Genomic DNA, 23,870 nt, shown 5'->3' on the forward strand with positions numbered 1-23,870 from the left:
CCAGGACGAGTGGCACGCACCACACCTGGCGGTCGGCCCACGACACCGGACTGACGGCCCGCACCACACGGCTGGCGCCGCGACCCGCCAGACGGCGTCCACGCGCGAACGGCGGGTACGTGGGCGGCCGTCGCCCGCAGACACATGCCCAGCGCGACCGGCACCCGGCGGTGGGCTGCGGACGGCACGGTCAGGGCCGCAAAAGCAGACATTGGCGACTGTATCGGTTCGAAGGGGAAACCGATTTGGTGCTGCGGTCCCGGGCCTGTAATGTTTACGTCGTCGCCGGGGGAACCGGGCGAAACAACAGAACAAGGGGCTATAGCTCAGTTGGTAGAGCGCCTGCATGGCATGCAGGAGGTCAGGAGTTCAATTCTCCTTAGCTCCACAGAAGTCGAAGGCGGATCATCCCGACGGATGATCCGCCTTCGGCGTGTTGCGTTGCCTCGGAACCGCGGTCGTGCGATAGGGGCGGTCACCTGGACCGGGTGACCGCCCCTTCCTGTGCTCAGCGACCGAGCGCGCGCCGGCCGCGGCCCTGGGAGACGACCGGCAGGTTGCGTGACGGTGCCTGCCCGCGCGTGTCCTCCTCGATGCGCAGGGCGAGCGCGGGGCAGCGTCGGACCGCGCGCAGCGCCTTCGCCTCCGCGTATCGCGGCACCTGCGCCTGGGCTACGGTCGGGAAACCGTCGGCGCCGAGTTCGAACACCTCCGGGAGGATGTCGGCGCACAGGCCGTGCCCCCGGCACAGCGTCCAGTCGACGTAGATCTTCTGGCGGCTGGCGCCGGTCTCCTCGGGCTCTCCGCCGCCCGGGATGCCCGCAGGCGCCCTGCCCCCCTCGAAGAGCGGCAGAACCCCCTCCACGGCCCGTCCGCAGCCGTTTCCGAGGACGTGCGCGGCCAGGTCGTCGGTGAACGCCTTGATGGTCGACTCCAGGAACATCGCCGAGCCGTCCGGATGCGAACACGCGCCACGGCGCTTGACGTTCTTCGCGACCTGCTTCAGTGCTTCCAGGGCGGCCGGACCGCCGCCGTTCAGGATGTCCTCCATGCCGCGCGCGGCAGCCGGCAGTCCGAGGTAGCAGGGCCCGCACTGGCCCGCGCTCTCCTCGGCCAGCCACTGGGCCACCCGCAGCGACTCGCCCAGCGGGCAGGTCTCCTGGCTGATCGGCAGGATCGCACCCGCGCCCAGCGAACCGCCCACCGCGTCCAGCGAGTTGCGGGAGACGATCGCCTCGTTGACGGTCGCCGCGTCGATCCACTTGCCGTGATAGCCGCCGGTCAGCACGCCCTGCGGCACCGGCGGGGCGCCCGCCAGCTGCAGGACGTACCGCAGCGGCACGCCCGTGGGGACCTCGATCACCATCGGGCGGGCGACCGCGCCGGACACGGTGAGCATGACGGTGCCCGGCTCGTCGTACAGGCCGGTGTTGCCGTAGCGCTCGGGGCCGATGCGGGCGGCGATGGCCAGCTGCGCGAACGTCTCCGCGTTGGACAGCAGCGTCGGCGCGCCGCCGACGCCGCTCTGCGAGGCGCTGATCTTGCGGCCGGGCGGGATCGCCGGGCCGCCGTCGACCGAGCGGATCAGCGAAGCGGCGGCGCCGGTGACCATCCGTACCGGGTTGCGCTGCACCCACGCGCGTAGCGCCGATCTACGGCTGTTGCTCAGTCCGCGTTCGGCGAGCGCGGCCTCCATGGAGCGCTGCGTGGACTCGCGTGTGACACCGATCACCAGCGTCCGTGCGCCGAGGGCCTCGGCGCACAGCAGTGCGCCGTCCAGGATCAGGTGCGGGGCGCGGTTGATCAGTACCGTGTCCTTGCGGCAGGCAGGCTCGTCCTCGCTGCCGTTGACGACGACGACCGGCCGCACCCCGCGCTTGATCGCCGACTCGGCGACCGAGCGCAGCTTCTTGTGGAAGGGGAAGCCCGCGCCGCCGCGGCCCCTGAGGTTGATGCGTTCGGCGAGCTGCGCGAGCTGCTCGCCGCCGAGCGGGTCGAGCGGCCCGTGCACCTTGAGGTGCATGGGCAGATCGAGCCGTTCCACAAGGTCGAAGCCCGACGTGAGCTGCGGAAGACCGACCACGCGGACTTCGGGGACGTCGGGCAGGGCCTCGTTCACTAAAAGCCTCCGGACGGCGTGTTCCAAGGTTCGCCCGAACCCGGAGTGTCGTAGGACGCGCCGGGCAGCGTTTCGGTAGCGGGACCGCTGTTGTACGTGTCACTGGCGTTGTACGCGCCATAGAGGCCGTTTGTCTCACCGGTGTCGTACATGTCACTTCCGCCGTATCCGGCGGTGCCCGAATTGCCGTAGACCGGAATGGTCTGCCCGGTGTCCTGGAAGGGGTCGTACGCGGACGGCGGGGCCTCGCCGACCGGCGGCGGGGACGGGATCGGCCAGCTGCCCGAGGTGCCGGCGGGGCCGTCGACGCGCGGGATGGCATCCGTGGCCTGCATGTCCAGCGGCAGATCCATGCGGGCGGTCTGGCCGGCCTGGTACGACGGCCGGGCGCGGCCCGGTGTGGAGACGGCGCGGTAGGCCGCCGCGAAGCCCGACGCGGATTCCGCCGCGGGGGCCGCGGGGGACTGGTACAGCGGCGCCGAGGGGGCGGCGGCTCCCCTGGGCTCGCGCCGGCCCTCGAAGCCCCCCGGGGCCGGCTCGGCCGCCCGGGAACGGCTCGCGTCCAGCTCCTCGAGGCCCGCCCGCTCCGAGCTGCCGAACAGCGCCACGAGCCGGTCGGCGACCCTGCGCTTGACCGGGCGCGGGGCGGCGCGCAGGGCGAGGGCGGCCATCACGCCCAGCAGTGACAGGCCGTAGGAGATCACGAAGAACGGCTTGGCCGCGCGTCCCGCGTACAGGCCGTGGATCAGCGCGGCGCACCAGGCCGGGTAGGCGAGCATGTGCATGGCGCGCCAGCGGGCGGCGACCGGGGCCGGGGTGGCGAAGTTGCTGCGCAGGGCGCCGGTGACGCCCACGAAGATCATCAGCAGGCCCGCCAGTGAGCCCAGTCCGATCAGGCCGCCGATACCGGTGACGCCGAGCGCGAACGGAATGATCGCCGCGATCGCCTTCGTGTGGCCGAGCGCGACCTTCGTGGTGATGTGCAGCAGGAGGAACGCGATCGAGGCGACCCCCAGCGTGCGGTGCACCGCCTGGCCGACGATCCGCTGCCGGATGTTCAGGAAGATCCGGTCCTGCGCGAACAGGCCCCAGATCACCGAGCAGCTGAGTGAGACCAGGGACAACACGCCCGCGCCGAAGTTCAGGAAGTCGCGGAACTGGTTGCCTCCCGCCAGCACGGCCACGGGTATGAGCAGCAGGACGACAGCCGACGCCACCCCATAGGCCGAGCGGCCCGGTTTGGGGAGGGAGCGGGTACTACGACGAGGGTTCATGGGGGCAACTCCGAGCAGTTTCGGGAAAGCGGTCCCGCTGCCGAACTCTAAGTGGCGCCATACCGATCAGTACGGGGTTTGAGTTATTGCGTTGTTATCAACGGACAATGCGACTGAGGTGATGTCCCTTAGCGGACGGTACGCGAAGTAACTTTTGACCTTGGTTCAGCTCCCCTCGTGGTTCCTGGCATGTCCACAAGGGATACGGAAGCGGATCGCGGCTTGCTCAAGGCCGTCGCCGCTCGCTCAAGGCCTGCGGTACCCTAACGCCATGCGTGCCGTACGCCTTCTGCTTAGCGGGCCGCGCTGATCAGTACCGACCCCGGTCGAACCGTGAGGTCGGCATCGGCGCGGCGTCCCCTCCTGTGCGAGGGGTTTTTTCGTTTCTTTGGATGTCACAGCCGCAGGCAGAGACGATCGATGGAGCTTTGAGGATCATGAGCGAGACGAACCCCGCTGCCGCCGCCACGTCGACGGAGGCCGCGCCGCACCGCTACACGGCCGCCATGGCAGCCGAGATCGAGGCACGCTGGCAGGACTTCTGGGACGTCGACGGCACCTACGCGGCGCCGAACCCCAAGGGGGATCTGGCGGGCGACCCCGAGCTGGCCGCCAAGCCCAAGAAGTTCATCATGGACATGTTCCCGTACCCCTCGGGTGCGGGCCTGCACGTCGGTCACCCGCTGGGCTACATCGCCACCGACGTCTTCGCCCGGTTCCAGCGCATGACCGGCCACAACGTCCTGCACACCCTGGGCTTCGACGCCTTCGGCCTGCCCGCCGAGCAGTACGCCGTGCAGACCGGCACGCACCCGCGCGTGTCCACCGAAGGCAACATCGAGAACATGAAGGCCCAGCTGCGCCGGCTGGGCCTGGGCCACGACAAGCGCCGGTCCTTCGCCACGATCGACCCGGACTACTACAAGTGGACCCAGTGGATCTTCCTGCAGATCTTCAACTCCTGGTACGACGACGAGGCGAAGAAGGCCCGCCCGATCTCCGAGCTGATCGCACAGTTCGAGTCCGGTGAGCGTGCGGTTCCGGGCACCACGCGCGCGTGGAGCGAGCTGAACGCCCGCGAGCGCGCCGACATCCTGGGCGAGTACCGCCTGGCCTACGCCTCCGACGCGCCGGTCAACTGGTGCCCGGGGCTGGGCACCGTACTGGCCAACGAGGAGGTCACCGCCGACGGCCGCTCCGAGCGCGGCAACTACCCGGTCTTCAAGGCCAAGCTGCGCCAGTGGAACATGCGCATCACCGCCTACGCCGACCGGCTGCTGGAGGACCTGGAGGAGCTGGACTGGCCCGAGGCCATCAAGCTGCAGCAGCGCAACTGGATCGGCCGCAGCGAGGGCGCCCGCGTCGACTTCCCGATCGACGGCGAGCACATCACGATCTTCACCACCCGCCAGGACACCCTGTTCGGCGCGACCTACATGGTGCTGGCGCCCGAGCACCCGCTGGTCGAGAAGTTCACCCCCGAGGCCTGGCCCGAGGGCACGCACGCGGTGTGGACCGGCGGACACGCCACCCCGGCCGAGGCCGTCGCCGCCTACCGCGCGCAGGCAGCGTCGAAGTCCGACGTCGAGCGCCAGGCCGAGGCCAAGGACAAGACCGGCGTCTTCACCGGCGCGTTCGCCACCAACCCGGTCAACGGCGAGCAGATCCCCGTCTTCATCGCCGACTACGTCCTGATGGGCTACGGCACCGGCGCGATCATGGCCGTCCCGGCGCACGACACCCGCGACTTCGCCTTCGCGCGCGCCTTCGAGCTGCCGATCCGCTGCGTGGTCGAGCCCACCGACGGCCGCGGCACCGACTCCGCGACCTGGGACGACGCCTTCGTGTCGTACGAGGCGAAGCTGGTCAACTCCGCGAGCGACGAGGTGTCCCTGGACGGCCTGGGTGTCGTCGAGGCCAAGGCGCGCATCACCGGTTGGCTGCAGGACAGGGGCATCGGCGAGGGCACCGTCAACTTCCGCCTGCGGGACTGGCTGTTCAGCCGCCAGCGCTACTGGGGCGAGCCCTTCCCGATCGTCTACGACGAGGACGGCGTCGCCCACCCGCTGCCCGAGTCGATGCTGCCGCTGGAGCTGCCCGAGGTCGAGGACTACAGCCCGCGCACCTTCGACCCGGACGACGCCGACACCCAGCCCGAGACCCCGCTGTCGCGCAACGCGGAATGGGTCGACGTCACACTGGACCTGGGCGACGGGCCGAAGAAGTACCGCCGCGAGACCAACACCATGCCCAACTGGGCGGGTTCCTGCTGGTACGAGTTCCGCTACCTGGACCCGCACAACGAGCGGCAGCTGGTCGACCCCGAGATCGAGCAGTACTGGATGGGCCCGCGCGAGGGCCGGCCGCACGGCGGTGTCGACCTGTACGTCGGCGGCGCCGAGCACGCCGTGCTGCACCTGCTGTACGCGCGTTTCTGGTCCAAGGTCCTGTACGACCTGGGGTACGTGTCGTCGGCCGAACCGTTCCACAAGCTGTTCAACCAGGGCATGATCCAGGCCTACGTCTACCGCGACAGCCGCGGCATCGCGGTGCCGGCCGCCGAGGTGGAGGAGCGCGACGGCGCGTACTACTACCAGGGCGAGAAGGTCACCCGCCTGCTGGGCAAGATGGGCAAGTCGCTGAAGAACGCGGTGACCCCGGACGAGATCGCTGCCGAGTACGGCGCCGACACGCTGCGCCTGTACGAGATGGCGATGGGCCCGCTGGACGTATCCCGGCCGTGGGACACGCGCGCGGTGGTCGGTCAGTTCCGGCTGCTGCAGCGGCTGTGGCGCAACATCGTCGACGAGGCGACCGGTGAGGTCACCGTCACCGACGCAGAGCCCGACGAGGAGACCCTGCGCGCTCTGCACAAGGCGATCGACGGCGTCCGCCAGGACCTGGAGGGCCTGCGCTTCAACACCGCCATCGCCAAGGTCACCGAGCTGAACAACCATCTGACCAAGGCCGGCACCGCCGTGCCGCGTTCGGTGGCCGAGCCGCTGGTGCTGATGGTCGCCCCGCTGGCCCCGCACATCGCCGAGGAACTGTGGCGCCGGCTGGGCCGCACCGACTCGGTCGTCCACCAGGACTTCCCGGTCGCCGACCCGGACTACGTGGTGGACGAGACCGTGACCTGCGTCGTGCAGATCAAGGGCAAGGTCAAGGCCCGCCTGGAGGTGCCGCCGGCCATCTCCGAGGAGGACCTGGAGAAGGTGGCACTGGCCGACGAAAAGGTCGTCGCGGCGCTGGGCGGCGCGGGCATCCGCAAGGTGATCGTCCGGGCGCCGAAGCTGGTGAACATCGTTCCGGCGTGACGACCGGCGCGCGGTGAGCAGGTTCTCGGGGTGGTCCCCTACGGGCAGGTTCAGGGTTCTTCCGGAACTCCGGGCCTGCCCGCTGCGTTTACCGTGGAAAGCACAGCGGCGTGTGCCGCACCACCCGGAGGAGGAGCGTCGTGGAAGCACTGATCGCCGTGTTCGCCCTGCTCTTCCTGCTCTTCATCGGCCTGGGCGCGTACGCCACGGTCAAGGCGGTCGGCGCCGCCAAGCGCGGGGTGGACCGGACGATCGAACAGGCCCGCCGCACCGTCGAGGACCACACGCTGCGCGCCAAGTCGTTCGTCCAGGTCGGTCCGGCCGCCGAGATCGCGCAGCTGAGACTCGCGCTGCGCACCTCCATGCGAGCCACCCAGGACGCCTTGCGCGCGGGCGCCGCCGAGGACGAGTCGCTGAAGGAGTCCCTCGGGCTCTTCCAGCGGCTCAGCGCGCACGGGCAGGAGCTCGACGCCGACCTCAGGCGGCTGGAGTCGGAGCCGGACCGGGCCGAGCTCGGCGCACGGCTGGCCGAGCTGCGCAGCCGCACCGAGCGCATCACCAAGTCCGCGGACGCACTGCGCCGGGCGGTCCGCGACCGGGCGCGCCGCTTCGTCGACGACGATCTGGGCGCGCTCAGCGACCAGATAGGCATGGAGGCCGACGCCCTGCGCCACTGGACCCCGGCCGGTCCCGCACCGGCGCGGGGACAGCGACCCGACCCATCCGCCGCGTCCACATCCGACGGCCCGGCGGCCCAGCACACCCGCACGCGGACGCCCCGCCCCGCCGAGGAGCAGGCGCGCCAGGCGATCACCCCGCCGTCGCCGCGCCTTGCCCACCCCTGGCAGAAGAAGCCGCGCCCCGAGAGCACCACCTGACCTGGCCGCTCCGGGCCCGCACCATGGGGGGCCGGGCTGCCGCGCGAGCACTACGGCAGGTAACCTCCAGCTCATGTCCCGCCATGTCGCGATCGTCACCGATTCAACGGCCTACCTGCCGCCGCGGACGATGGAGCGTCACGGCATCACCGCGGTGCCCCTGACCGTGGTCCTCGGCGACCAGGCACTCGAAGAGGGCACCGAGATCTCGACGCGCTCCCTGGCCCAGGCGCTGCAGAAGCGGCGTCCCGTCACCACCTCGCGCCCGAGCCCCGAGACGTTCGCGGCAACCTACCGCAGGATCGCCGAGTCCGGCGCGAGCGGCATCGTCTCCCTACATCTGTCCGCCGAGCTGTCCGGCACCTACGACGCGGCGGTCCTCGCGGCCCGCGAGGCGCCGGTTCCGGTACGCGTGGTGGACACCGGGATGGTGGCGATGGCCCTCGGTTTCTGTGCGCTCGCCGCGGCCGAGGCGGCCGGGGCCGGCGGCACGGTGGACGAGGCCGTCACGGCCGCCGAGAAGCGGGCCGCCGGCACGTCCGCCTACTTCTACGTCGACACCCTCGACTATCTGCGCCGTGGCGGCCGCATCGGAGCCGCACAAGCCCTGCTCGGTTCCGCACTGGCCGTCAAACCCCTCCTCCAGCTGGACGGTGGCCGCATCGAACTGCTCGAGAAGGTCCGTACGGCGTCCAAGGCCATCGCGCGACTCGAGGAGATCGCCGCCGAACGGGCGGGCGGCGCCGAGGTCGACATCGCCGTCCACCACCTCGCCGCGCCCGAACGCGCCGCAGCACTCGCCGACCGGCTGCGGGAGCGGGTGCCGGGCCTGGCCGACCTCCATGTCAGCGAGGTCGGGGCGGTGATCGGGGCACACACCGGACCCGGGCTGCTCGGAGCGGTGGTCTCCCCCCGCTGAGCCAGTCACTCGCAGGGGTGACGGAGTTATCCACAACGGGTTTGTCATCCCCGGGAATTGACCAAGATCATCGCGAATCGGCGGGATGTCCCATCCTCGTCGCATGGCACTTCGATCACGTTCACGCACCGTGACTCCTACCAGTGGCCCCGGCCGTGGCCCCACCTCCGACGGTCGCATCCGTCACCGCCGTGGCATCGACCGCGGCCGAGCACCCCACCGCCCGCCGGCACCGGCCGAGGAACTGCGCCGCCGAACGGAACTCCTCTTCGGCGAACGAGCCGTGCGGAGGCGGGAGTCGGGGAACGGACCACCGCAGGGGGAGGGGTCCCCCAGGCCGGCGACCGCGAGGGCACCCGAGGCAGCGACCGAGGCCGCGGAGGCAGGGACCGAGGTCGCCGAGGCGGTGACCGGGCCCACCCAGGCGATGACCGGTGCCACCGAGGCGGCGACCAGGGCCACCCATGCGGCGCCCAGGGCGGCTACGGCATCGGTCATGGGCCGGGCGCCCGGGCTGAGTCCGGTGAGGACGGTGACCGCCATGGCCGCGCTTGTACCGACCGAGCCTCCGCTCACGGTGCCGGCTGACAGGCCGACGTCGACTCCGACGCCGACGCTCATGCCGGCTCCGGCTCCGGCTCCGAGTACGACTCACGACCCGGAACCAGCCGGTGGTCCGAGCCCGTTGGAGCTCCCCGACCCGGTCGGACCGGGCTGGCGGGAGCGGGTCGGGCCGGCGCTGCGGGAGCGGATGCCGGTGTGGTTGCAGGCGCGGTGCGGGGTGGAGCGGCGGGGAGTCGTGGCGCTCGCGGTGGTGCTCGTGGCTGCCGCGGTGTTTGCCGTACAGCACTTCTGGGCCGGGCGGACCGAGTCCGTCAGCGCCCCTCAAGTGGTGCGCGCGGAGGCGCCCTACGCCAAGGGGGACAAGGGGGACACGCCCTACGCCAAGAAGGAGGACGACTCCAGGGCCGCCGGTGCGGGCACAGGCGCCTCGGCGACACCGGGCGGGCAGATCGTCGTGGACGTCAGCGGCAAGGTCCGCCACCCGGGGATCCAGCGGTTGCCGGCCGGTTCCCGGGTGGCCGACGCGCTGCGGGCGGCGGGCGGTGTCCGTCCGGGCGTGAGCACCGAGGGCCTCAACCGGGCACGCTTCCTGGTCGACGGCGAACAGGTCGTCGTCGGCGCGCCCGCCGGGGCGCTGGCCCCTCCCGGCCCGTCGGCCGGGCCCGTCGCCGGGCCGGCCGGTAGGGGCCCCGCGGCGCCCGTCTCCCTCAACACGGCCACCGCGGACCAGCTCGACGCGCTGCCGGGAGTCGGCCCGGTCCTCGCTCAGCACATCGTCGACTACCGCACCCAGCACGGCGGTTTCCGCTCGGTGGACGAACTGCGCGAGGTCAACGGCATCGGCGATCCGAGATGTCAATGCTAATCTACGAACCATGAAGCCAAGAGCCGCGATCCTCCTCGTGCGGATCTCAGACGACAAAGCTGGTGATGCTGCTGGGGTTGGACGGCAGGAAGATGACGGCCGCACCCTTGCTGACCGGCTCGGATGGACTATCGCCGAGGTCATCGTCGAGAACGACACGAGCGCCTACAAGAGGCGGAAGGTACGCCTTCCTGACGGTACGACAGCCCTCCGCACCGTGCGCCCCGGATTCCGAAGCGCGCTCGACAAACTGGCGTCGGGGGAGCGTGACGGACTTCTCGCCTGGGACCTCGACCGCACCGCCCGTGATCCCCGCGACCTTGAAGACCTGATCGACATCGTCGAGTCGAGGAATCCGCGCATCCCCGTCACGTCCGTCACGGGCTCGCTCAGGCTCGACACCGACGGCGACATCACCATGGCGCGCGTCCTCGTAGCTGTGGCCAACAAGTCGAGCCGAGACACTGCGCGCCGAGTCGCACGGAAGCATGAGGCACTCGCCGCCGAGGGCAAGCCGGGCGGGGGAGGGTTCCGCGGCTACGGCTTCACTGCGGAGGGGCACGAGGTCGTCGAGGACGAGGCGAAGGTGCTGCGGGAGATCGGCGCGCGCATCCTCGGCGACTGGGACGGCTGGACCGACGAGCAGAGGGGGCGCATCGACCCAGAGCTCGGCGAGAGCCTGCACTCCATCGCCGAAGACCTCAACTATCGGGAAGTGCCTACCGCTACGGGCGTGCCCTGGTCTGGCCGCAGCGTCGGTTCCGTGGTCTCCAAGGCATCCGTCGCGGGCCTGCGCTCGCATAAGGGTGAGGTAGTAGGGCCGGCCGTCTGGGACGCCATCGTCCCAAAGGACCGATGGGAAGAGATCTGTCTGCGTCTCGCGCAGCGGGCCGGTACGACAGACCTGACGCTGCAGCGGTGGCTCAACGGGGTTCTGCGCTGCTCCAAGTGCGGCCGGATGCTCGAGGGTTCGCACGGCAACGGCGGCCCTCGCTACTGGTGCGCCACGCCCCGCGGCGGCTGCGGGAAGATCGCGGTGAAGGCGTCGTTCGTCGAGGACGAGGTTGAGCGCCAGGTTCTCGACCTGCTGTCGCGTCCGAAGGTCCTGCACCGGCTGCAGCGGGTCGCCACGACTGAGGTGTCCGAGGCTGCCCGTCAGGAGCTCGCAGAAGACGAAGAGCAACTGAAGGAGCTCGCCCGCATGTGGGCGAAACGCGAGATCACGTTCGCCGAGTACAGGGAGGCCCGATCTCTCATCGACGAACGCGTGAAGGCGTCGCGCGCCCTGGTCGTGTCCGCTACCCCGCGGATCCTCCGCGGCCTGCTCGCGGGCGACGTACAGGCCAGCTGGAAGCGCCTGACTCCCGCCGACAAGCGGGAAGTGATCCTCGCTCTCATCCCCGGATACGACGTCCTGCCGCACGATCGCAGATACGGGAACAAGTTCAACCCGGATCGGCTGGCACCGATCAAGTCCAAATAGCGAAGCCCCCGGCGCCGGCCGGGGGCTTTTTGCTGCAGCGGGTCAGCCCTTCCCGCGCGACGCTGGCGGCAGGAACCCGCGGAGCCTCGCCTCTCTCACCCATCCGTGAACGGTGGGCGGCTTCACGCCGGCGTCCGCCGCCATAGCGGCCACGGGATGCGGCACGATTGCGGCCCACGCCTTGTAGTGCTCGGCGACCAGCTGGGCGAACGCTTCCGGGGTCCTGCCGGCGCGCTCCAGTTTGGGGAGACCCCTTATCTCCTCGCGGGCGGCCTCGCTCTTCGTCAGATTCCAACTGTTCTCGAGCGCCCGGACCGGCACCGACTTGAGGCGGTCCGTCGTGATCGCGTCGTCGAGCACCAGCAGGCCGGACATGACCAGGCGGCCGTCCTTGCCCTCGGTGAACTGTGCAGCGGCTCGCTTGAACGGCGCCTTCTCTGACACCCATGACCGCCACATGCCGCCGAAAGAGCTGGTGAGGGCGGCTTCGATCTCGCCCTCGTCCATGTCCTGCCACTGATCAGCCATGCCCGAACGGTACGGGCGTCCACGCGTGTGCGTCAATGTCCGTGAGAGTGTGCATGAGATTCCGTGGACTAATGCATGATCTCGCGTGTACTCTGCCCAGCAGATGAGCCATGAGGCTCCGTGGATTCATTGGGAGAGATCCATGGTCGAGAAGATCGCCATGTCCGTGGACGAAACCGTGCAGGCATCCGGCCTCAGCAGGTCGACCGTCTACGAGCTGATCCGCTCCGGTGACCTCCAGAGCGTCAAGGAGGGCAGCCGGCGCCTGGTCATCGCCGCGAGCGTCCGCGCGTACTTCCAGCGGCGCCTCGAAGAGCAGAGCCAGAGGGCGGCATGAACAACCCCCTGGCCGACGCGATCGGCGAACCCACCGACGAGCAACTGCGGCGCATAGCAGCCCTGCTGGGACTGCGACAGCTGCCGGAAGAGGCCCCACAAGAAGGGCAGCGAGCGGCATGACCCATAACGCAGAGAAGGGCCTGCTCGGCACAGGCCCATCTCCGAAAGTCTCCGCGGACGGCGGGTCGACTGCACTCACCGTAGCGCAGGACAACCCACCCCGTGTAGCAGGTCGCCTCGACACGTACCGTTCCCGCTCCGCGACGTGGCACCGGCAGGTCAAGGTAGACCGCTGCCCCCGCTGCGGGCACCCCCACCTGCACCGGGCCCCACTTCCCCTCGTCCGCTCCGTCCTCAAGGTCGCGCCGTGCGGCGTCGAGTACCTCGTCGTCCTGCGCCCCCAGGCGGTGACGGCGTGAGCAGGTTCAAGACGGCATCCGTGCTGGCCGACACCGGCGTGACCGGCGAATGGCTGAAGACCCAGTTCGGCGAGGCCGGCGGCCTCATCGCCCTCAGCTGCGTAGGCGACTGGTCCGGCGTACAGGTCGAATCAGTCGACCAGGCGCTGAACGCCATCGCTCGCTGGAACGGGCAGGGCGTCAGCGGCATCTACGCCCGCGCAACCACCGTGCGGGAACGGCTCGCCCCGGGTAAGCGCGGCGGCGCCGCCGACACGCACGCCCTGATCGATATGTGGTCGGACATCGACATCGCCGGCCCGGGCCACAAGGACCAAAACCTTCCCCTGGACGACGAGCAGGCGCTGCGCGTCTACACCGAGTCCGGACTGCCGCCCCACACGCAGCTCATTCACTCTGGTGGCGGCCTGTACGTGCGGACCAGCTTCATGGTGCCGCTCGTCGTCGGCGAGGACGTCGACCTCGACGAGGCGTCGCGGCTCGCTGCGGACTGGCAGCGCGTCCTCGGCCTGTCCGCCGAGCGCCTCGGCTGCAGCTACGGAACCGGCGTTGGCGACCTCTCCCGCGTCCTCCGCGTACCTGGCACGGTCAACCGGAAGATCGTCACCGAGCCGCGAGTGTGCCGCGTCCTTGAGTCCGGCGGCCCCCGCTACAGCTTCGCCGAGCTCCGCGAGACCGTCGACGGGCTGCTGCCGAAGACGCCGACCCCGCGACGCTCTGACAAAACTGACGCAACCCAGCTGGCGTCTCGCCGAGCGGACCGCAAACAGGGTTCTGTCAGTTCTGTCAGTGGAAATCGGGGACCGCTGGGAATCCTCGGCGAGCACAACGCCGTGCCCGACGTCCTGTCGGCCGCCGGCTGGACCTACCGCGAGCAGGCGCCCGGCGGCTGTGGCTACTGCGGCGGCTCCGATCAGCTGTGGAGCTACCCCGGCTGGGACGCCCAGACGTCCGGAACCGGCGCCAACGTCCACAAGGACGGTGCCGCGATCACCATCTGGTCCGAAACCCCGGGCCTGCCCACCGGCCACGTGATGAGCGCAGGACAGCTGTTCGCGCACCTTCACCACAACGGCAGCGAGTCCGAGGCGGCGCGGGACATCCTGCGCGCCGCCCACGGGCGGCAGTCGTCGACGGCCGCCGCGGCGCTTCCTGCCGAGGTTCTGGCCGAGGTCCGCGAAGCAACCACCGAGAGGGGCCGAGTGCCTGACAAAACTGACGCAACCCCTGCCAGGGGCCACGATGCGGACCCCGAGGACGGTTCTGTCAGTTCTGTCAGGGAAGTTGAGCCCGTCTGGGACGCGCCCGTACCCATCGACCGGCCGCCGCTGCCCGGCTTCCCCCTGATGCTGCTCGGAAAGAGCCTCTCCGGCATGGTCGAGGCGATCGCAAAGGCCACCCAGGTAGCCCCCGACCTGCCCGCGATGATGGCGCTGCCCTGCATCACCACAGCCATCGGCGGACGCGCCTACGTGCGCATCCGGCCCGGCTGGAGCGAGCCCGTCACCCTGTGGACTGTCGGCGTCGCCCTGCCCGGCGAGCGCAAGACCGGCGTAGAGGAACGGCTCACCGGCCCTCTGCGTGAGGAAGAGATCCGGCTGCGCGCCGAAACAGAGCCCGTCATCGAGCAGACGAAGCAGCGCATCCGGATCGCCGAGGAACGGCTGAAGGACGCCGAGAAGAACGCCATCAAGGCAAAGCCTGAGAATGCCCAGCTGGCCGCCGATGACGCGGTCATCGCCCTGCAGACGCTTCAGGACATCGGCCAGCCTCCCGCGCTCCCCTCGCTGTTCTGGGGAGACATCACGCCGGCCGCGATGCCCGTAAAGGCATCGGAGAACGCCGGCCGCGGCGCCGTCCTCGACAGCGAGGGCGTGTTCTTCGCGAACGTCACCGGACGCAGGTTCGGCAACGGCTCACCCGACACTACGTTCGCCCTGCAGGCATACGACGGGAAAGCCGTCCCGGTGCACCGCGTCCAGCGCGGCAGCACCGAGCTGACGAACGCGCACCTGACCCTCGGTTTGCTCGTGCAGCCCGTCATCCTGCAGGGCCTGGCCCGCAGCGAGGACGACGAGGTGCTGCACAACGGGTTCGTGCAGCGGCCCCTCTACAGCTACCCCGAGTCGAATCTCGGGCAGCGCGACCCGAGGGCGGCCGTGCCCGTGCCGGACACGATCGCGGCCGACTACGGCCAGCGCATCAAGAATCTTGTGGCGAAGCTGTGGGAGGCCGAGGCGCCGCGCGTCCTCGCCTTCACGCCAGAGGCCAATGAGTTCATGTACCGGTTCGAGGAACACCTCGAGCCCCGCATGGGGAACCTCGGAGACCTGCGCCCAATCATGTCGTGGGCGTCGAAGCTGCCGGCCAAGCTCGCTCGCATCGCCGCGGCGCTGACCCTCTATGACAATTCTGACGCAACCGAGGTAACCGGCCCGTACATGGCTGCAGCCATCAGCATGGCGCCGTACTTCATCGCCCACGCCCGGCTCTGCCTCGACCTGATGGGCGCCAACCGGGACGCCCAACTCACCCCGGGCCGTGACGTGCTGGCGTGGCTGCGAGGCCGAGAGAAGCCCGCAGAGCCGTTCTCCCTGCGCGACGTACAGCGCGGCGTGCAGAAGAAATGGGCTCTGGACGGCGGCGCCGACGCCATCAAAGCGGCCGTCGACCACCTGGAAGACCTCGGCTGGGTCGCCCGGAAGCCCGACCCCGAGCGGGAGGGGAAGACCGGCCGCAAGCCCTCACCCAGGTACGACGTGCACCCCTGGATCTACGACCCGCCGAAGGAGTCCGCGTGACCGCCCGCCAGTTCCTCACCGACGCAGAACTCGACGAGCTCATGGGCACGATGCCCGGGGCGGACTCTTTCCCGGTCGCCACCCTCGACCAGCTGCAGGCGGCCACCCGCGAAGCGGGTGCCATGGGGCAGAACATGGCCCTAGCGGCGATCGCCCGGGGCGGCTGGGCGCTCCTTGGCGACGCCCCGAAAGACGCCGCCCTGCTGCGCCGCATGGTCAAGCCCCGGCTGCGGATGCTCCTCGCCGCCTTCAGCAGCGGCCACGTCACCCACCTGTGCGAGCACACCCGGCAGATCCGCCCCGTGCTCATCCTGTGCGACCCGCCCACGCTCGTCTGCATGCAGCCCGCTTGCATCGCCCGGCTGCAGCAGACCCGAGAGACCACGCAGTTCCTGTGGGACCACCACTGCGACTGCTGCGGCCGGCGCACCGAGACCGTCACCCCGCACCTGACCTCCCTCGGCCCGCTCAGCATCAGCGGGCACCTGTGCGGCGCCTGCACTGCCCTGATGGCAGAGAACGCCGTACAGGCCGCCGAGGACGTCCACGTCATCACCCGCAAGAGCCCGTGCCCTTGCGGTTCCGGCCGGCGCTACAAGCGCTGCCACGGCCGACAGGAGGCCTCATGACCGAGTCGCACGTCGAGCAGCGGATACAGGCCCGTATCGCCGCAGCCAAGAGGAAGCGGGAGCGCAGGCGGCAGCAGCGCTCCGAACTCGCCGAAGCCCGCGCGCACGGCCTCAAGGCCCGGTACGCCGCGAAGCTGGCCCGCTGGGCCACGGAGGACGACGAGTGACCCGGGCGCGCAGCCGCTGCGCCGTCTGCGACCGGCCCCTGAAGACCGGACGCGGCCGGCCGTGCGTCCGCAGCTGCGGCGCCCGCCTCTGCCGCAGCACCCACATCCCCCTGTGCACCGACGTTCACGGCGGACAGTGCCCGAACCTCCAACTCCCCCCGGAGATGCCATGACCACCACCGACGCCATACAGCAGCTGGTCGACAACGAGCAGGTCGACCCCTCGTTCGCAGCGTTTGCCCGCACCGTCCTGCGCGTCTACGGAATCCACTCCGGCACCGCGCCCCACCCCCCGGCCATCGAGGGCGCGCAGCTCGACCTCACCGCAGAGTTCACCCAGGAGATAGGCGAACAGGACGCCATCGACGCCGACTGGCTCATCTGGTGGCTCGGCCGCACCAGCCGCGACAGCAAACCGCGCCTGCTCTGGGAAGCGTTCACCAGCGGCAAGCTCTCGACCGACACCCTGCTCGCTGTACTCCCGGCGACATGGCGCGTGTCCGACACGCTGCAGCTGCCGCCCTCACAGTGGCTCGCCCTGTTCAGGGCAACCGGCTACACCGAGGACGGCCGCCCCTGGTACCGGCCCCCGCAGCCCGTCGAGCTGTGGCGAGGCGCCACCGGCGACCACCGAACCGGGCCCTACTGGACCGTCGACCGCGCATACGCCGAACACATCATGACCAGGCGCGCCGGCCGGACTCGGCTATGGCACACGGTCGCCGAACCCTGGCGCCTGCTCGCCCACTTCTCCGCCCCGACCGGAGACGAGTACGTCGTCGACACCTACGGACTGCCCATCACCCCCGTCGGCTGAACAGGAGAAACCCCATGTACGAAACCGAAGAGGCCAAGCGCGCGGCCCGCGCCGCCGTCGCCGAAGCGCTCGCCACCGAGGACGTCAACCCGTTCGAGCCCACGCCGGACGGCTACTACGCCCGGCCCGAAGTCACCCACGACGAAGTCCGCGCCGCCCTCGCCAAGGTCGGCATCTACCCGCCCACCCGCTTCTAACCCACAGGAGAAATCATGCTCTACGACCCCATTCAGCAGCTCAACGACAGCGGCACCACCGCCCTCGCCGGCAACGCCCGCTTCGGCTACCACACCATGCCCGACGAGTTCCTCGAGCACTACGCGGCTGCCGAGGAATACCTCGAAGCCCACCGCGACGGGCGCAACCAGATCCACCTCAACGCCAAGCAGCAGCTCGAAGTCGAACCCATGGCCAACAAGGCGATCGGCTTCCTGGCCTGGGGCGGCGCCGACCAGGTCATCACCGAACACCTGCAGCCCGCTCTCGCCGAACTCCTCGACCAGGTGCGAGCCGACCGCAAGACCGCAGCCAGGTACGCCATGCAGGAATCGCCGAGCATCAACATGCTGGAAGAGGACGAGGACGTGCGCGCCGCCATCGTCCGCCTGCACAGTCTCGTGCCCCGCTACGGCGCCCTGCGCGCCAGCTGGGAGATCTGCCGGCGCCGCGCCATGCGTGAGACCGCCGACCCGCTGCAGCTGCTCAGCCCGCTCGCCGAAGTCGGCAACCTCCCCGACCTGTTCAGCGACTGGGAGAAGGCGCGGCACGGCGCGGCGCCGTGGCCGTGGCACTCCCACGTCCTGCACATCAAGCTCGGCTGGCTCCTCGACAACGGCGGGAAGATCTGGCTGCCGACCTGCGCCCAGCAGGACGAGGCCTACCACCGCTACCACCCGCAGGCCATGACGTCCCGACCGCGGGTCGCCTGACACCCACAGACCGGCGGCCGGCGCGGGGCCCTACTCCTCCTCTGCGCCGGCCGCCACCACGGCAGACCAGGCAAGGCCAGGCAGGCAAGGCACAACACGATGCGCATCAGCACGCGCTCATCGTCTTCTCATCCTCGGTCTCGACCTCGATCGGTCGAGGCCGAGCACAACAGGCAAGGCAGGAGGCACCGATGCCACGACGACCAGGCTGGAGAGTGTGCACCGTCCCCGGCTGCCCAGAGCTCACCGACCAAGGCGGACGCTGCCCCGAGCACCGACGCGAAGCAGAGCAGAAGCGCGGCAGCGCCAGGCAGCGCGGCTACGGCGGCCGCGGCTGGCAGTCGGTGCGGCGCCTCGTCCTCGACCGCGACCCGCAGTGCGTGTGCACCGACCAGGCGCACGGGCATGGCGAGCGATGCGGCCAGCCGTCGACCGTCGCCGACCACCACCCCGACGAACGCCGGGACCTGGTGGCTGCCGGCGTGCCCGACCCGGACGCGCCGCACCGGCTCCGCGGCATCTGCCGCGGCTGCCACTCACGGAAGACAGGCACGACGACCCCGGGCGGCTGGGCAGCGTCGTGACCAGCAGTGACGGCCGCAGCGTCACCACCCACCGGGGGGAAGGTCCAGGACGCCAGGATTTTGACCGACGGGGAGGTGTGTCGCTGGTCGCGATCCCAGATAGACCAAACCGGTTTCCGGTCCATAGTTGATCAGTAACTGAAAGTGAGGTGTCTCGGATGCCCGGACCCCTGCCGAATCCTGGGAAAGACCGCTCCCGGTACACCGCGAGCCGCAGCAGTGAGCGGGCCGGCGGGAACCGCCGCCGGATCGTTCTGCCGCCCGTGTGTACCGACCCCGTGCCCGATCTGCCGCCTGGCCGTGCCTGGTCGGATGCCGAGCGGGAGATGTGGGAGATGCTGTGGGAGGGCCCGCAGGCCAACGAGTGGGACGACTCGTTCATCATGGCCGTGGCCCTGTACGTCTCGTACACGTTCGCCGTACTGGCTGGGCAGGCTGCGGCCTGGCATGCGCAGGAAGCGCGGCACCTGGGCGACCGGTTGGGGCTCACGCCGCAGGGCATGGCGGCGCTGGGTTGGCAGCTGCCGCCTTCGGCGCCGGCCCCTGTGGTGCCTCTCAGGGGGGCATGATGGTCTCGGCCCGCCGTGCGGCCCGCGCGGGCCTGGATCGGCCGCCGGAGCAGGACGAGGACGGCGTACCGGAGTGGGTATGGGGCCGGGAGTTCATGGCCCGCAACTGGGCGCGCGACCACGACGGCCAGCTCGAGGGCCGCTACGAGGCGATCCTGGAATGGCGACAGAAGCGGGATGCGTGGCTGCGGGAGCACGGCCTGGTCGTGCGCGGCATGGCCGGCCTGGACTATGAGGAGTTCAAGCGGATCGAGCAGACGGAGCCTCACCGGATCCTGCGTGGGGTCAGGGCCTGACAGGACGGGTAGAACGTCAGCGCTCAGCCTGGCGGGCGTATAGCGCTCGGACACGCGCCGAGAGGGCGTCGGAGGCGTCGCTGACGGCCCGGTTCACCGCGAGGTAGTCGACTGCCTGTCCGCCGATGGCGCGGGTAGCTGCGTCCTCGATTGTTTTGGTGGCTTGTCGGACCGATGCCCGGACGGTGTCGTCGAGGATGAAGCCGACGTTCCCGTTGAGACCGAGCTCGCAGGCATTCAGTGCTTCGTTTGCCACCTCCAGGGCGTGGCGACGCGCGGCACTGTCCCGTCCATCGGAAGAGTCGGCTTCCGCGGCCGCATTGGTGAAGTCCAGGAACTTCTCGCGGTAGTCGTGCAACTTCTGGTTCGTCGCCATGAGGTGCTCGAGTTCGAACTCGGCTCGCCGTTGTTCAGCAGCGTCCGCTGCGTCAGCAGCCTTGTCCTTGCGCTGCCGCCGATACGCGAGCCAACCATTCAGCTGCGTTGCCAGGCCGCCCAGGAAGAACGCCGCGATCCCCCACCAGAACTTCCACCCCTCCATGCGCGAAGTGTAGGGAAACGCGAAAGGCCCCCGTCCTCGAGACCCGAGGCGGGGGCCGTTGCTTGGGACCGACTGAGCGGGGTCACAGTCCGGCAATACGCGCCCGCCCTCCGTGTGCAGGTGCCACTCTGTTCCCGCACTTCGCACAGCCGAGGAAGAGGGGGGCCCGTGCGCCGCACCATCCTGCCCATCGCCGCCATCCTGCTGACCGCCGCGTGTAGTTCCGGAGGATCGGACACCGCGTCGAAGCCGGCGCATACGTCGACCCCGCGGGCCACACGGAGCAGCCATTCCGCCGCACCCGAGCCCAGCGCATCCCACGTGGCCAAGCCGAAGCCGAAGCCCAAGCCGTCGCGCTCGAAGGGCTGCGGGCCTGAGCGGGACGTCATCGTCTGGTACAAGACGCCTGGCGCCCCCAACAGCGCCCAGGTCATCGGGAACTACAACGTGACCTCTTGCCAGACCACGTTCGACGAGCTGCAGCAGGATTCGCCGACCGGGGATGGCTACTGCACGGAGGCAGCGTGGGCGAGCGACAACCCCGGCTACAACGCTGATGCCGACTCGCCCAAGCGGCTGAAGAACGTACAGGTCTCGGTCGGACCCGCCTGCTGACCCCCGAAAACACGAAAGGCCCCCGTCCTCGATGAACGAGGCGGGGGCCGTCTGGCTTCGGGCTGGGCCAGTGTGGCGGGGGTTCTAAGGCGCGACGGCGGGTGCTCCGGGAGGCGGCGTCGTCCAGTCGTCGAAGTAGCCGAGGATCTGACCGCATGGCGTCCAGCGGTCGCGGGGGACGATTCCGCGGGCGTCGGCGTCGGTACAGGCGGTCGGGGTGGGGATGTCGTTCAGTTCGTTGTCGATGACGTCGTCGGGGACGTCGGTGGCCAGCGGCGAGGGGCCGAAGGTTTCGGTGACCGTGACAGTCGGCGCGGGCCGGGGCTCGTCGTCAGGGCCGAAGAGGCTGGAGATGAAGTTGATGCCGCCGAGGAACATCACGATGGCGCAGGCGGCGAGGAATATCCACCAGATGGCGACGAGCAGGCTCGGCTCGTTGGATGAAGACCGTCGTGAGGGCACGGCTCATCTTCCCGTTCAGCGGGTGCCGGCGTCATGGGTTCGGCGCCATGCGTTGTGGGCACGCCGGCCGACGCGCAGTCTGAGCTTGCGGCCGTGGCAGCGCGGGCACGTCCGCGGCTTGCCGAACCGCTCTATCTGGCCCAGGCCGCGGCACTTCCGGCACGGGGCGAACGGCTTAGCCCAGCACAACACGGCGTAACCACCGGCCCACAGCAGCGTCGCGGCCATCGCAGTCAGCATGAGGTCTCTCCCCCTTCGATCCGGGCGTTTCCCGGGGTTTCAGCGGCGCCCCTGCTAGGCGCTAGGCGCCTGCTCAAGGGCCGGATTCGGTGCTAGCGGGGCTGCTAGGCCTAGCAGGGCTGTCTGCTAGGCCTAGCAGCGGTCCGAGGGTCAGGCGGCGAGCCTGTCGGCCTCACGGCGCGTGACGGCGGCGACCACATCGGCGCGGCGGAAGCCTCGACGGGTGGCCTTCTCCCCGTCGTCGGTCTCGCCCCACACATCGCGGATGGTGACGCCCCACGGCTTCAGCGCCGTCGTCACGTTGGCGGCCGTCCAGCCGTCGTACACGTCCGGGCGGAGCTCGGCGAGACGGCCGGCCACCCGCTCGTTCCACACCTGCTCTTCGCTGGCGGCGACCACCTTCAGGACGTCGCCGAGGACGTCCATGCCGACCGTGGCGGCCGGGCCCTCGCCGAGGGCGTGACCGGTGATGTTGCCGTACTCCTCGCGCATCTTCCGGGCACGGGCAACAACCAGCTCGGCCTTGGGCGCGTCGACGAACGCGGACGCGACGATGCGCGGGTCGTCGCCCTCACCGGCCATGTAGCAGATGCCCAGGTCACGGCGGCTGAACATGGTGGCGCGAATGCCGGACTTGTAGGCGCCGGTGCTGAGAACCATGTCGTTGGCCTGGTGGCCCATGACCTTCAGGCAGAACCGCAGGACGGCGTTGGCGGAGATGCCCGGCGGGAGGCTCTTGGCGTCGGGGCGCTGCGTGGCGTACATGCCCACGATGCCCAGCGCCGGCCCGCGCTTGGTGATGTCGGTGCAGATGCTCTCCAGCTCGGCGCCGTACTTCTCGTGCTCGAACAGCACCTGGCATTCGTCGATGCCGATGACGATGGGGTGCAGGCCAAGGCTCTTGTCGTCGGCGAGGGCCGGGGTGACCTTCGACTCGGGGCAGCGCGAGCGGGGCAGGGACTTGATGACCTTCGCCCGGCGCCGCAGCTCCTCCTTGATCTCACGGAGGGCGTGAAGGATGTACTCGATGTCCTCGTCTTCCTCGCCCGCCCGGTAGCGGTGGGCGACCGGTTCGAGGGCGCCCAGGTCGCCTGTGCCCTTCAGGTCGAAGGCCAGCAGCCATGCCCGCGGGTCGAGGGCGCCGATGAGCATCAGCAGCCTGAGCAGGAACGTCTTGCCCATGCGGGGGATGGAGCCGATGACGATGGACGCGAACATCAGCGTCACCTCGACCCAGCGCATCCGCTGGTCGTTGCCGAACACGACGGGGCGGAACAGGTCGACGCGTCCGTCCTTCAGCAGCGGCCAGGCCGGCTTCGTCGTCTCGTTCATGGGCCGGTCGCCGACCCACAGCACCAGGCGGCCTTCGTGCTCGTCGGGATCGCCGGACGGCCACACGCAGCCGACCTTGCGGCGCAGCCCCGAGGCCAGGGCCTCACGCTTCTCCATGACGTCGTCCGGAGTGACGCCGTAAGGCAGGTCGAGGTCGGCCCGGTAGCCGGGCCCGTCACGCGTGATTTCGCTGGTGAAGCGCATCCCGTCCATGGCGCCGCCCTTCTTGATGGCAGCCGAGATCTTCGGGTTGCCGATGGCGTCCAGGGCGCGCAGCACGATCGTGCCGGTCAGTTTCTGCAGCTCGGTGCGCATCACCGCGGGACCGATGACCGGGGCGTCCGGCTGCTGGCCGAAGTAGCCGAGGGTCAGCACCCCGCCGGCCGCGAACACCCACAGGTACGCCGGGGCCATGACGTACAGCCACAGGGCGAAGCCGACGCCGAACACGCAGGCCACGACCGTCACCAGGCCGCGCAGGCGGACGCGGTTGCCGCGCAGCCGGGCCAGGTGCAGGTACTCCTCGACGTCCTCGGTGCGTACCGCGTGGTCGCGCAGCGGTGCGGCCTCCCGGTCCCACAACCAGCGATTGGTCGAGGCGATGAACCGGCAGGCGCCGCGCGGGGACATTGAGGCCAGCTGAAGCCCGTACCAGGGCAGGCGCGCGCCGTGGTACATCGAGGCGTATCCGAGACGGCTGGCCGTGTGCTTGGCGGCCGTAGCGAACTCGGTGCTGTCCTTCAGCCAGGCAGGCAGTATCGGCTTGCGCTTCTCCTCGGTGACGCCGGGAGCGGGCAGGTTCGGGTTGTCGACAGGTTCGGGCGCCGCCGGCTGCTCGGGGGTGAACTTCAGCAGGGACACCTGCGGTTCGACGTGCCCGTTTACCTGCTCCGGGACGGTGTCGGTCATGATGTGATCTCCAGTTGCTCTAGCTGTGTGACTGGGAGCACGGGGCGGCCGGTTGCCTTGCCTGGGTGACGGCCGCCCCGTGGCGTAGCTACTTCTTGCGGCCCTTGGCTCGGGCGTTCTCGCGGGCCTCAGCGGCGGCGATGATCCGGTCGGCTTCGCGTTCCCAGCGGGCCGCCTCACGGTGGCTGCGGGCCCTCAAGACCTTGTGGCCGCACCGGATGACCTTGGCGATCTCCCACGGGGTCAGGGCGTCGTGCTTGCTGGCGGGCTGCAT

Annotated in this window: 26 protein-coding genes and 1 tRNA gene; 18 read left to right on the forward strand and 9 right to left on the reverse strand. The window is 70.0% G+C overall.

The genetic code is table 11. The features are described 5' to 3' along the window. Positions 1–315 precede the first annotated feature (315 nt). Positions 316–388, forward strand: a tRNA-Ala gene (locus SRB17_RS02655). A gap of 120 nt (positions 389–508) precedes the next feature. Here the strand turns inward: SRB17_RS02655 and SRB17_RS02660 are convergent. Both SRB17_RS02660 and SRB17_RS02665 read right to left on the reverse strand, forming a co-directional pair. Further along, complete coding sequence (locus SRB17_RS02660) at positions 509–2,119, reverse strand: NADH-ubiquinone oxidoreductase-F iron-sulfur binding region domain-containing protein (protein ID WP_323374874.1); 1,611 nt, start codon at positions 2,117–2,119, stop codon at positions 509–511. After that, positions 2,119–3,393, reverse strand: coding sequence for a cytochrome b/b6 domain-containing protein (locus SRB17_RS02665; RefSeq protein WP_153534229.1), 1,275 nt, complete (start codon positions 3,391–3,393; stop codon positions 2,119–2,121). The genes SRB17_RS02660 and SRB17_RS02665 overlap by 1 nt, the downstream gene beginning before the upstream one ends. Before the next feature lie 437 nt (positions 3,394–3,830). Here SRB17_RS02665 and leuS point away from each other — a divergent pair, with 437 nt between their 5' ends. From leuS to SRB17_RS02680, 3 genes are all read left to right on the forward strand, one after another. Beyond that, positions 3,831–6,710 (forward strand): leucine--tRNA ligase, encoded by a 2,880-nt coding sequence (leuS, locus tag SRB17_RS02670; protein ID WP_153534231.1) that lies wholly within the window; start codon positions 3,831–3,833, stop codon positions 6,708–6,710. 140 nt (positions 6,711–6,850) lie between these two features. After that, the gene (locus SRB17_RS02675) at positions 6,851–7,588 is read left to right on the forward strand and encodes a hypothetical protein (RefSeq protein WP_323374875.1); all 738 of its coding nucleotides are present in this window, start codon (positions 6,851–6,853) and stop codon (positions 7,586–7,588) included. Between the two features lie 73 nt (positions 7,589–7,661). Continuing rightward, positions 7,662–8,507 (forward strand): DegV family protein, encoded by an 846-nt coding sequence (locus tag SRB17_RS02680; protein WP_153534233.1) that lies wholly within the window; start codon positions 7,662–7,664, stop codon positions 8,505–8,507. A gap of 183 nt (positions 8,508–8,690) precedes the next feature. Here SRB17_RS02680 and SRB17_RS45930 read toward each other — a convergent pair whose 3' ends face one another. Continuing rightward, on the reverse strand, positions 8,691–9,128 hold the full coding sequence (locus tag SRB17_RS45930) for a hypothetical protein (RefSeq protein WP_228395916.1): 438 nt from the start codon (positions 9,126–9,128) through the stop codon (positions 8,691–8,693). On the opposite strand from SRB17_RS45930, the gene SRB17_RS02690 reads away from it, so the two are divergent. Both SRB17_RS02690 and SRB17_RS02695 read left to right on the forward strand, forming a co-directional pair. Next, positions 9,127–9,936 (forward strand): helix-hairpin-helix domain-containing protein, encoded by an 810-nt coding sequence (locus tag SRB17_RS02690; protein WP_416237015.1) that lies wholly within the window; start codon positions 9,127–9,129, stop codon positions 9,934–9,936. The two genes, SRB17_RS45930 and SRB17_RS02690, sit on opposite strands and share 2 nt — an antisense overlap. Positions 9,937–9,946: 10 nt before the next feature. Next, positions 9,947–11,419 (forward strand): recombinase family protein, encoded by a 1,473-nt coding sequence (locus SRB17_RS02695; protein ID WP_153534239.1) that lies wholly within the window; start codon positions 9,947–9,949, stop codon positions 11,417–11,419. Between the two features lie 42 nt (positions 11,420–11,461). On the opposite strand, the gene SRB17_RS02700 is transcribed toward SRB17_RS02695, so the two are convergent. Next, positions 11,462–11,947, reverse strand: a complete 486-nt coding sequence (locus SRB17_RS02700; RefSeq protein WP_153534241.1) for a hypothetical protein — start codon at positions 11,945–11,947, stop codon at positions 11,462–11,464. A 142-nt stretch (positions 11,948–12,089) separates the two neighbouring features. Between SRB17_RS02700 and SRB17_RS02705 the strand changes: the two genes are divergently transcribed. From SRB17_RS02705 to SRB17_RS02750, 11 genes are all read left to right on the forward strand, one after another. Then, the gene (locus tag SRB17_RS02705; RefSeq protein ID WP_153534243.1) at positions 12,090–12,284 is read left to right on the forward strand and encodes a helix-turn-helix domain-containing protein; all 195 of its coding nucleotides are present in this window, start codon (positions 12,090–12,092) and stop codon (positions 12,282–12,284) included. After that, positions 12,281–12,406, forward strand: coding sequence for a hypothetical protein (locus tag SRB17_RS47475; RefSeq protein WP_267133400.1), 126 nt, complete (start codon positions 12,281–12,283; stop codon positions 12,404–12,406). The genes SRB17_RS02705 and SRB17_RS47475 overlap by 4 nt, the downstream gene beginning before the upstream one ends. 295 nt (positions 12,407–12,701) lie before the next feature. Next, a complete protein-coding gene (locus tag SRB17_RS47935; protein WP_153534246.1) occupies positions 12,702–15,506 on the forward strand; it encodes a YfjI family protein in 2,805 nt (934 codons plus the stop codon). Next, positions 15,503–16,135 carry an SEC-C metal-binding domain-containing protein gene (locus tag SRB17_RS47940; protein ID WP_323374876.1) on the forward strand — a complete coding sequence of 211 codons (633 nt, stop codon included), beginning with the start codon at positions 15,503–15,505 and terminating at the stop codon, positions 16,133–16,135. The genes SRB17_RS47935 and SRB17_RS47940 overlap by 4 nt, the downstream gene beginning before the upstream one ends. Continuing rightward, complete coding sequence (locus tag SRB17_RS02720) at positions 16,132–16,302, forward strand: hypothetical protein (protein WP_153534248.1); 171 nt, start codon at positions 16,132–16,134, stop codon at positions 16,300–16,302. The genes SRB17_RS47940 and SRB17_RS02720 overlap by 4 nt, the downstream gene beginning before the upstream one ends. A gap of 169 nt (positions 16,303–16,471) precedes the next feature. Continuing rightward, on the forward strand, positions 16,472–17,119 hold the full coding sequence (locus SRB17_RS02725) for a hypothetical protein (protein ID WP_153534251.1): 648 nt from the start codon (positions 16,472–16,474) through the stop codon (positions 17,117–17,119). A 14-nt stretch (positions 17,120–17,133) separates the two neighbouring features. Further along, positions 17,134–17,316, forward strand: coding sequence for a hypothetical protein (locus SRB17_RS02730; protein ID WP_153534253.1), 183 nt, complete (start codon positions 17,134–17,136; stop codon positions 17,314–17,316). Positions 17,317–17,331: 15 nt separating this feature from the next. After that, a complete protein-coding gene (locus SRB17_RS02735; protein ID WP_153534255.1) occupies positions 17,332–18,048 on the forward strand; it encodes a hypothetical protein in 717 nt (238 codons plus the stop codon). 191 nt (positions 18,049–18,239) lie between these two features. Then, positions 18,240–18,632, forward strand: coding sequence for a holin (locus SRB17_RS02740; protein WP_153534257.1), 393 nt, complete (start codon positions 18,240–18,242; stop codon positions 18,630–18,632). Positions 18,633–18,790: 158 nt separating this feature from the next. Next, positions 18,791–19,201, forward strand: a complete 411-nt coding sequence (locus SRB17_RS02745) for a hypothetical protein (protein ID WP_228395822.1) — start codon at positions 18,791–18,793, stop codon at positions 19,199–19,201. Then, positions 19,198–19,497, forward strand: a complete 300-nt coding sequence (locus SRB17_RS02750) for a hypothetical protein (RefSeq protein ID WP_153534259.1) — start codon at positions 19,198–19,200, stop codon at positions 19,495–19,497. Before SRB17_RS02745 ends, SRB17_RS02750 begins: the two co-directional genes overlap by 4 nt. A gap of 16 nt (positions 19,498–19,513) precedes the next feature. On the opposite strand, the gene SRB17_RS02755 is transcribed toward SRB17_RS02750, so the two are convergent. After that, positions 19,514–20,038: a hypothetical protein gene (locus SRB17_RS02755; protein ID WP_153534261.1), complete on the reverse strand. Its 525-nt coding sequence runs from the start codon at positions 20,036–20,038 to the stop codon at positions 19,514–19,516. Between the two features lie 168 nt (positions 20,039–20,206). Here SRB17_RS02755 and SRB17_RS02760 point away from each other — a divergent pair, with 168 nt between their 5' ends. Further along, positions 20,207–20,653: a hypothetical protein gene (locus SRB17_RS02760; protein WP_153534263.1), complete on the forward strand. Its 447-nt coding sequence runs from the start codon at positions 20,207–20,209 to the stop codon at positions 20,651–20,653. Positions 20,654–20,737: 84 nt separating this feature from the next. Here the strand turns inward: SRB17_RS02760 and SRB17_RS02765 are convergent, their stop codons facing one another. From SRB17_RS02765 to SRB17_RS02780, 4 genes are all read right to left on the reverse strand, one after another. Beyond that, the gene (locus SRB17_RS02765; protein ID WP_153534265.1) at positions 20,738–21,115 is read right to left on the reverse strand and encodes a hypothetical protein; all 378 of its coding nucleotides are present in this window, start codon (positions 21,113–21,115) and stop codon (positions 20,738–20,740) included. Between the two features lie 15 nt (positions 21,116–21,130). Continuing rightward, the gene (locus SRB17_RS45940) at positions 21,131–21,355 is read right to left on the reverse strand and encodes a hypothetical protein (RefSeq protein ID WP_153534267.1); all 225 of its coding nucleotides are present in this window, start codon (positions 21,353–21,355) and stop codon (positions 21,131–21,133) included. A 150-nt stretch (positions 21,356–21,505) separates the two neighbouring features. Further along, positions 21,506–23,596 (reverse strand): cell division protein FtsK, encoded by a 2,091-nt coding sequence (locus SRB17_RS02775; RefSeq protein WP_153534269.1) that lies wholly within the window; start codon positions 23,594–23,596, stop codon positions 21,506–21,508. A gap of 88 nt (positions 23,597–23,684) precedes the next feature. Beyond that, on the reverse strand, positions 23,685–23,870 hold the full coding sequence (locus SRB17_RS02780) for a hypothetical protein (RefSeq protein WP_153534270.1): 186 nt from the start codon (positions 23,868–23,870) through the stop codon (positions 23,685–23,687).

This window comes from Streptomyces sp. RB17 (assembly GCF_009604455.1).
Classification (GTDB): domain Bacteria; phylum Actinomycetota; class Actinomycetes; order Streptomycetales; family Streptomycetaceae; genus Streptomyces.

Bases quoted from the DNA above. Each gene is read 5' to 3' on its own strand.
- SRB17_RS02665 (WP_153534229.1), bottom strand. From the start codon at position 3,393: ATGAACCCTCGTCGTAGTACCCGCTCCCTCCCCAAACCGGGCCGCTCG.
- leuS (WP_153534231.1), top strand. From the start codon at position 3,831: ATGAGCGAGACGAACCCCGCTGCCGCCGCCACGTCGACGGAGGCCGCG.
- SRB17_RS02680 (WP_153534233.1), top strand. From the start codon at position 7,662: ATGTCCCGCCATGTCGCGATCGTCACCGATTCAACGGCCTACCTGCCG.
- SRB17_RS02690 (WP_416237015.1), top strand. From the start codon at position 9,127: ATGCCGGCTCCGGCTCCGGCTCCGAGTACGACTCACGACCCGGAACCA.
- SRB17_RS45930 (WP_228395916.1), bottom strand. From the start codon at position 9,128: ATGAGCGTCGGCGTCGGAGTCGACGTCGGCCTGTCAGCCGGCACCGTG.
- SRB17_RS02695 (WP_153534239.1), top strand. From the start codon at position 9,947: ATGAAGCCAAGAGCCGCGATCCTCCTCGTGCGGATCTCAGACGACAAA.
- SRB17_RS02700 (WP_153534241.1), bottom strand. From the start codon at position 11,947: ATGGCTGATCAGTGGCAGGACATGGACGAGGGCGAGATCGAAGCCGCC.
- SRB17_RS02705 (WP_153534243.1), top strand. From the start codon at position 12,090: ATGGTCGAGAAGATCGCCATGTCCGTGGACGAAACCGTGCAGGCATCC.
- SRB17_RS47475 (WP_267133400.1), top strand. From the start codon at position 12,281: ATGAACAACCCCCTGGCCGACGCGATCGGCGAACCCACCGACGAGCAA.
- SRB17_RS02720 (WP_153534248.1), top strand. From the start codon at position 16,132: ATGACCGAGTCGCACGTCGAGCAGCGGATACAGGCCCGTATCGCCGCA.
- SRB17_RS02725 (WP_153534251.1), top strand. From the start codon at position 16,472: ATGACCACCACCGACGCCATACAGCAGCTGGTCGACAACGAGCAGGTC.
- SRB17_RS02730 (WP_153534253.1), top strand. From the start codon at position 17,134: ATGTACGAAACCGAAGAGGCCAAGCGCGCGGCCCGCGCCGCCGTCGCC.
- SRB17_RS02735 (WP_153534255.1), top strand. From the start codon at position 17,332: ATGCTCTACGACCCCATTCAGCAGCTCAACGACAGCGGCACCACCGCC.
- SRB17_RS02740 (WP_153534257.1), top strand. From the start codon at position 18,240: ATGCCACGACGACCAGGCTGGAGAGTGTGCACCGTCCCCGGCTGCCCA.
- SRB17_RS02745 (WP_228395822.1), top strand. From the start codon at position 18,791: ATGCCCGGACCCCTGCCGAATCCTGGGAAAGACCGCTCCCGGTACACC.
- SRB17_RS02750 (WP_153534259.1), top strand. From the start codon at position 19,198: ATGATGGTCTCGGCCCGCCGTGCGGCCCGCGCGGGCCTGGATCGGCCG.
- SRB17_RS02755 (WP_153534261.1), bottom strand. From the start codon at position 20,038: ATGGAGGGGTGGAAGTTCTGGTGGGGGATCGCGGCGTTCTTCCTGGGC.
- SRB17_RS45940 (WP_153534267.1), bottom strand. From the start codon at position 21,355: ATGCTGACTGCGATGGCCGCGACGCTGCTGTGGGCCGGTGGTTACGCC.
- SRB17_RS02775 (WP_153534269.1), bottom strand. From the start codon at position 23,596: ATGACCGACACCGTCCCGGAGCAGGTAAACGGGCACGTCGAACCGCAG.
- SRB17_RS02780 (WP_153534270.1), bottom strand. From the start codon at position 23,870: ATGCAGCCCGCCAGCAAGCACGACGCCCTGACCCCGTGGGAGATCGCC.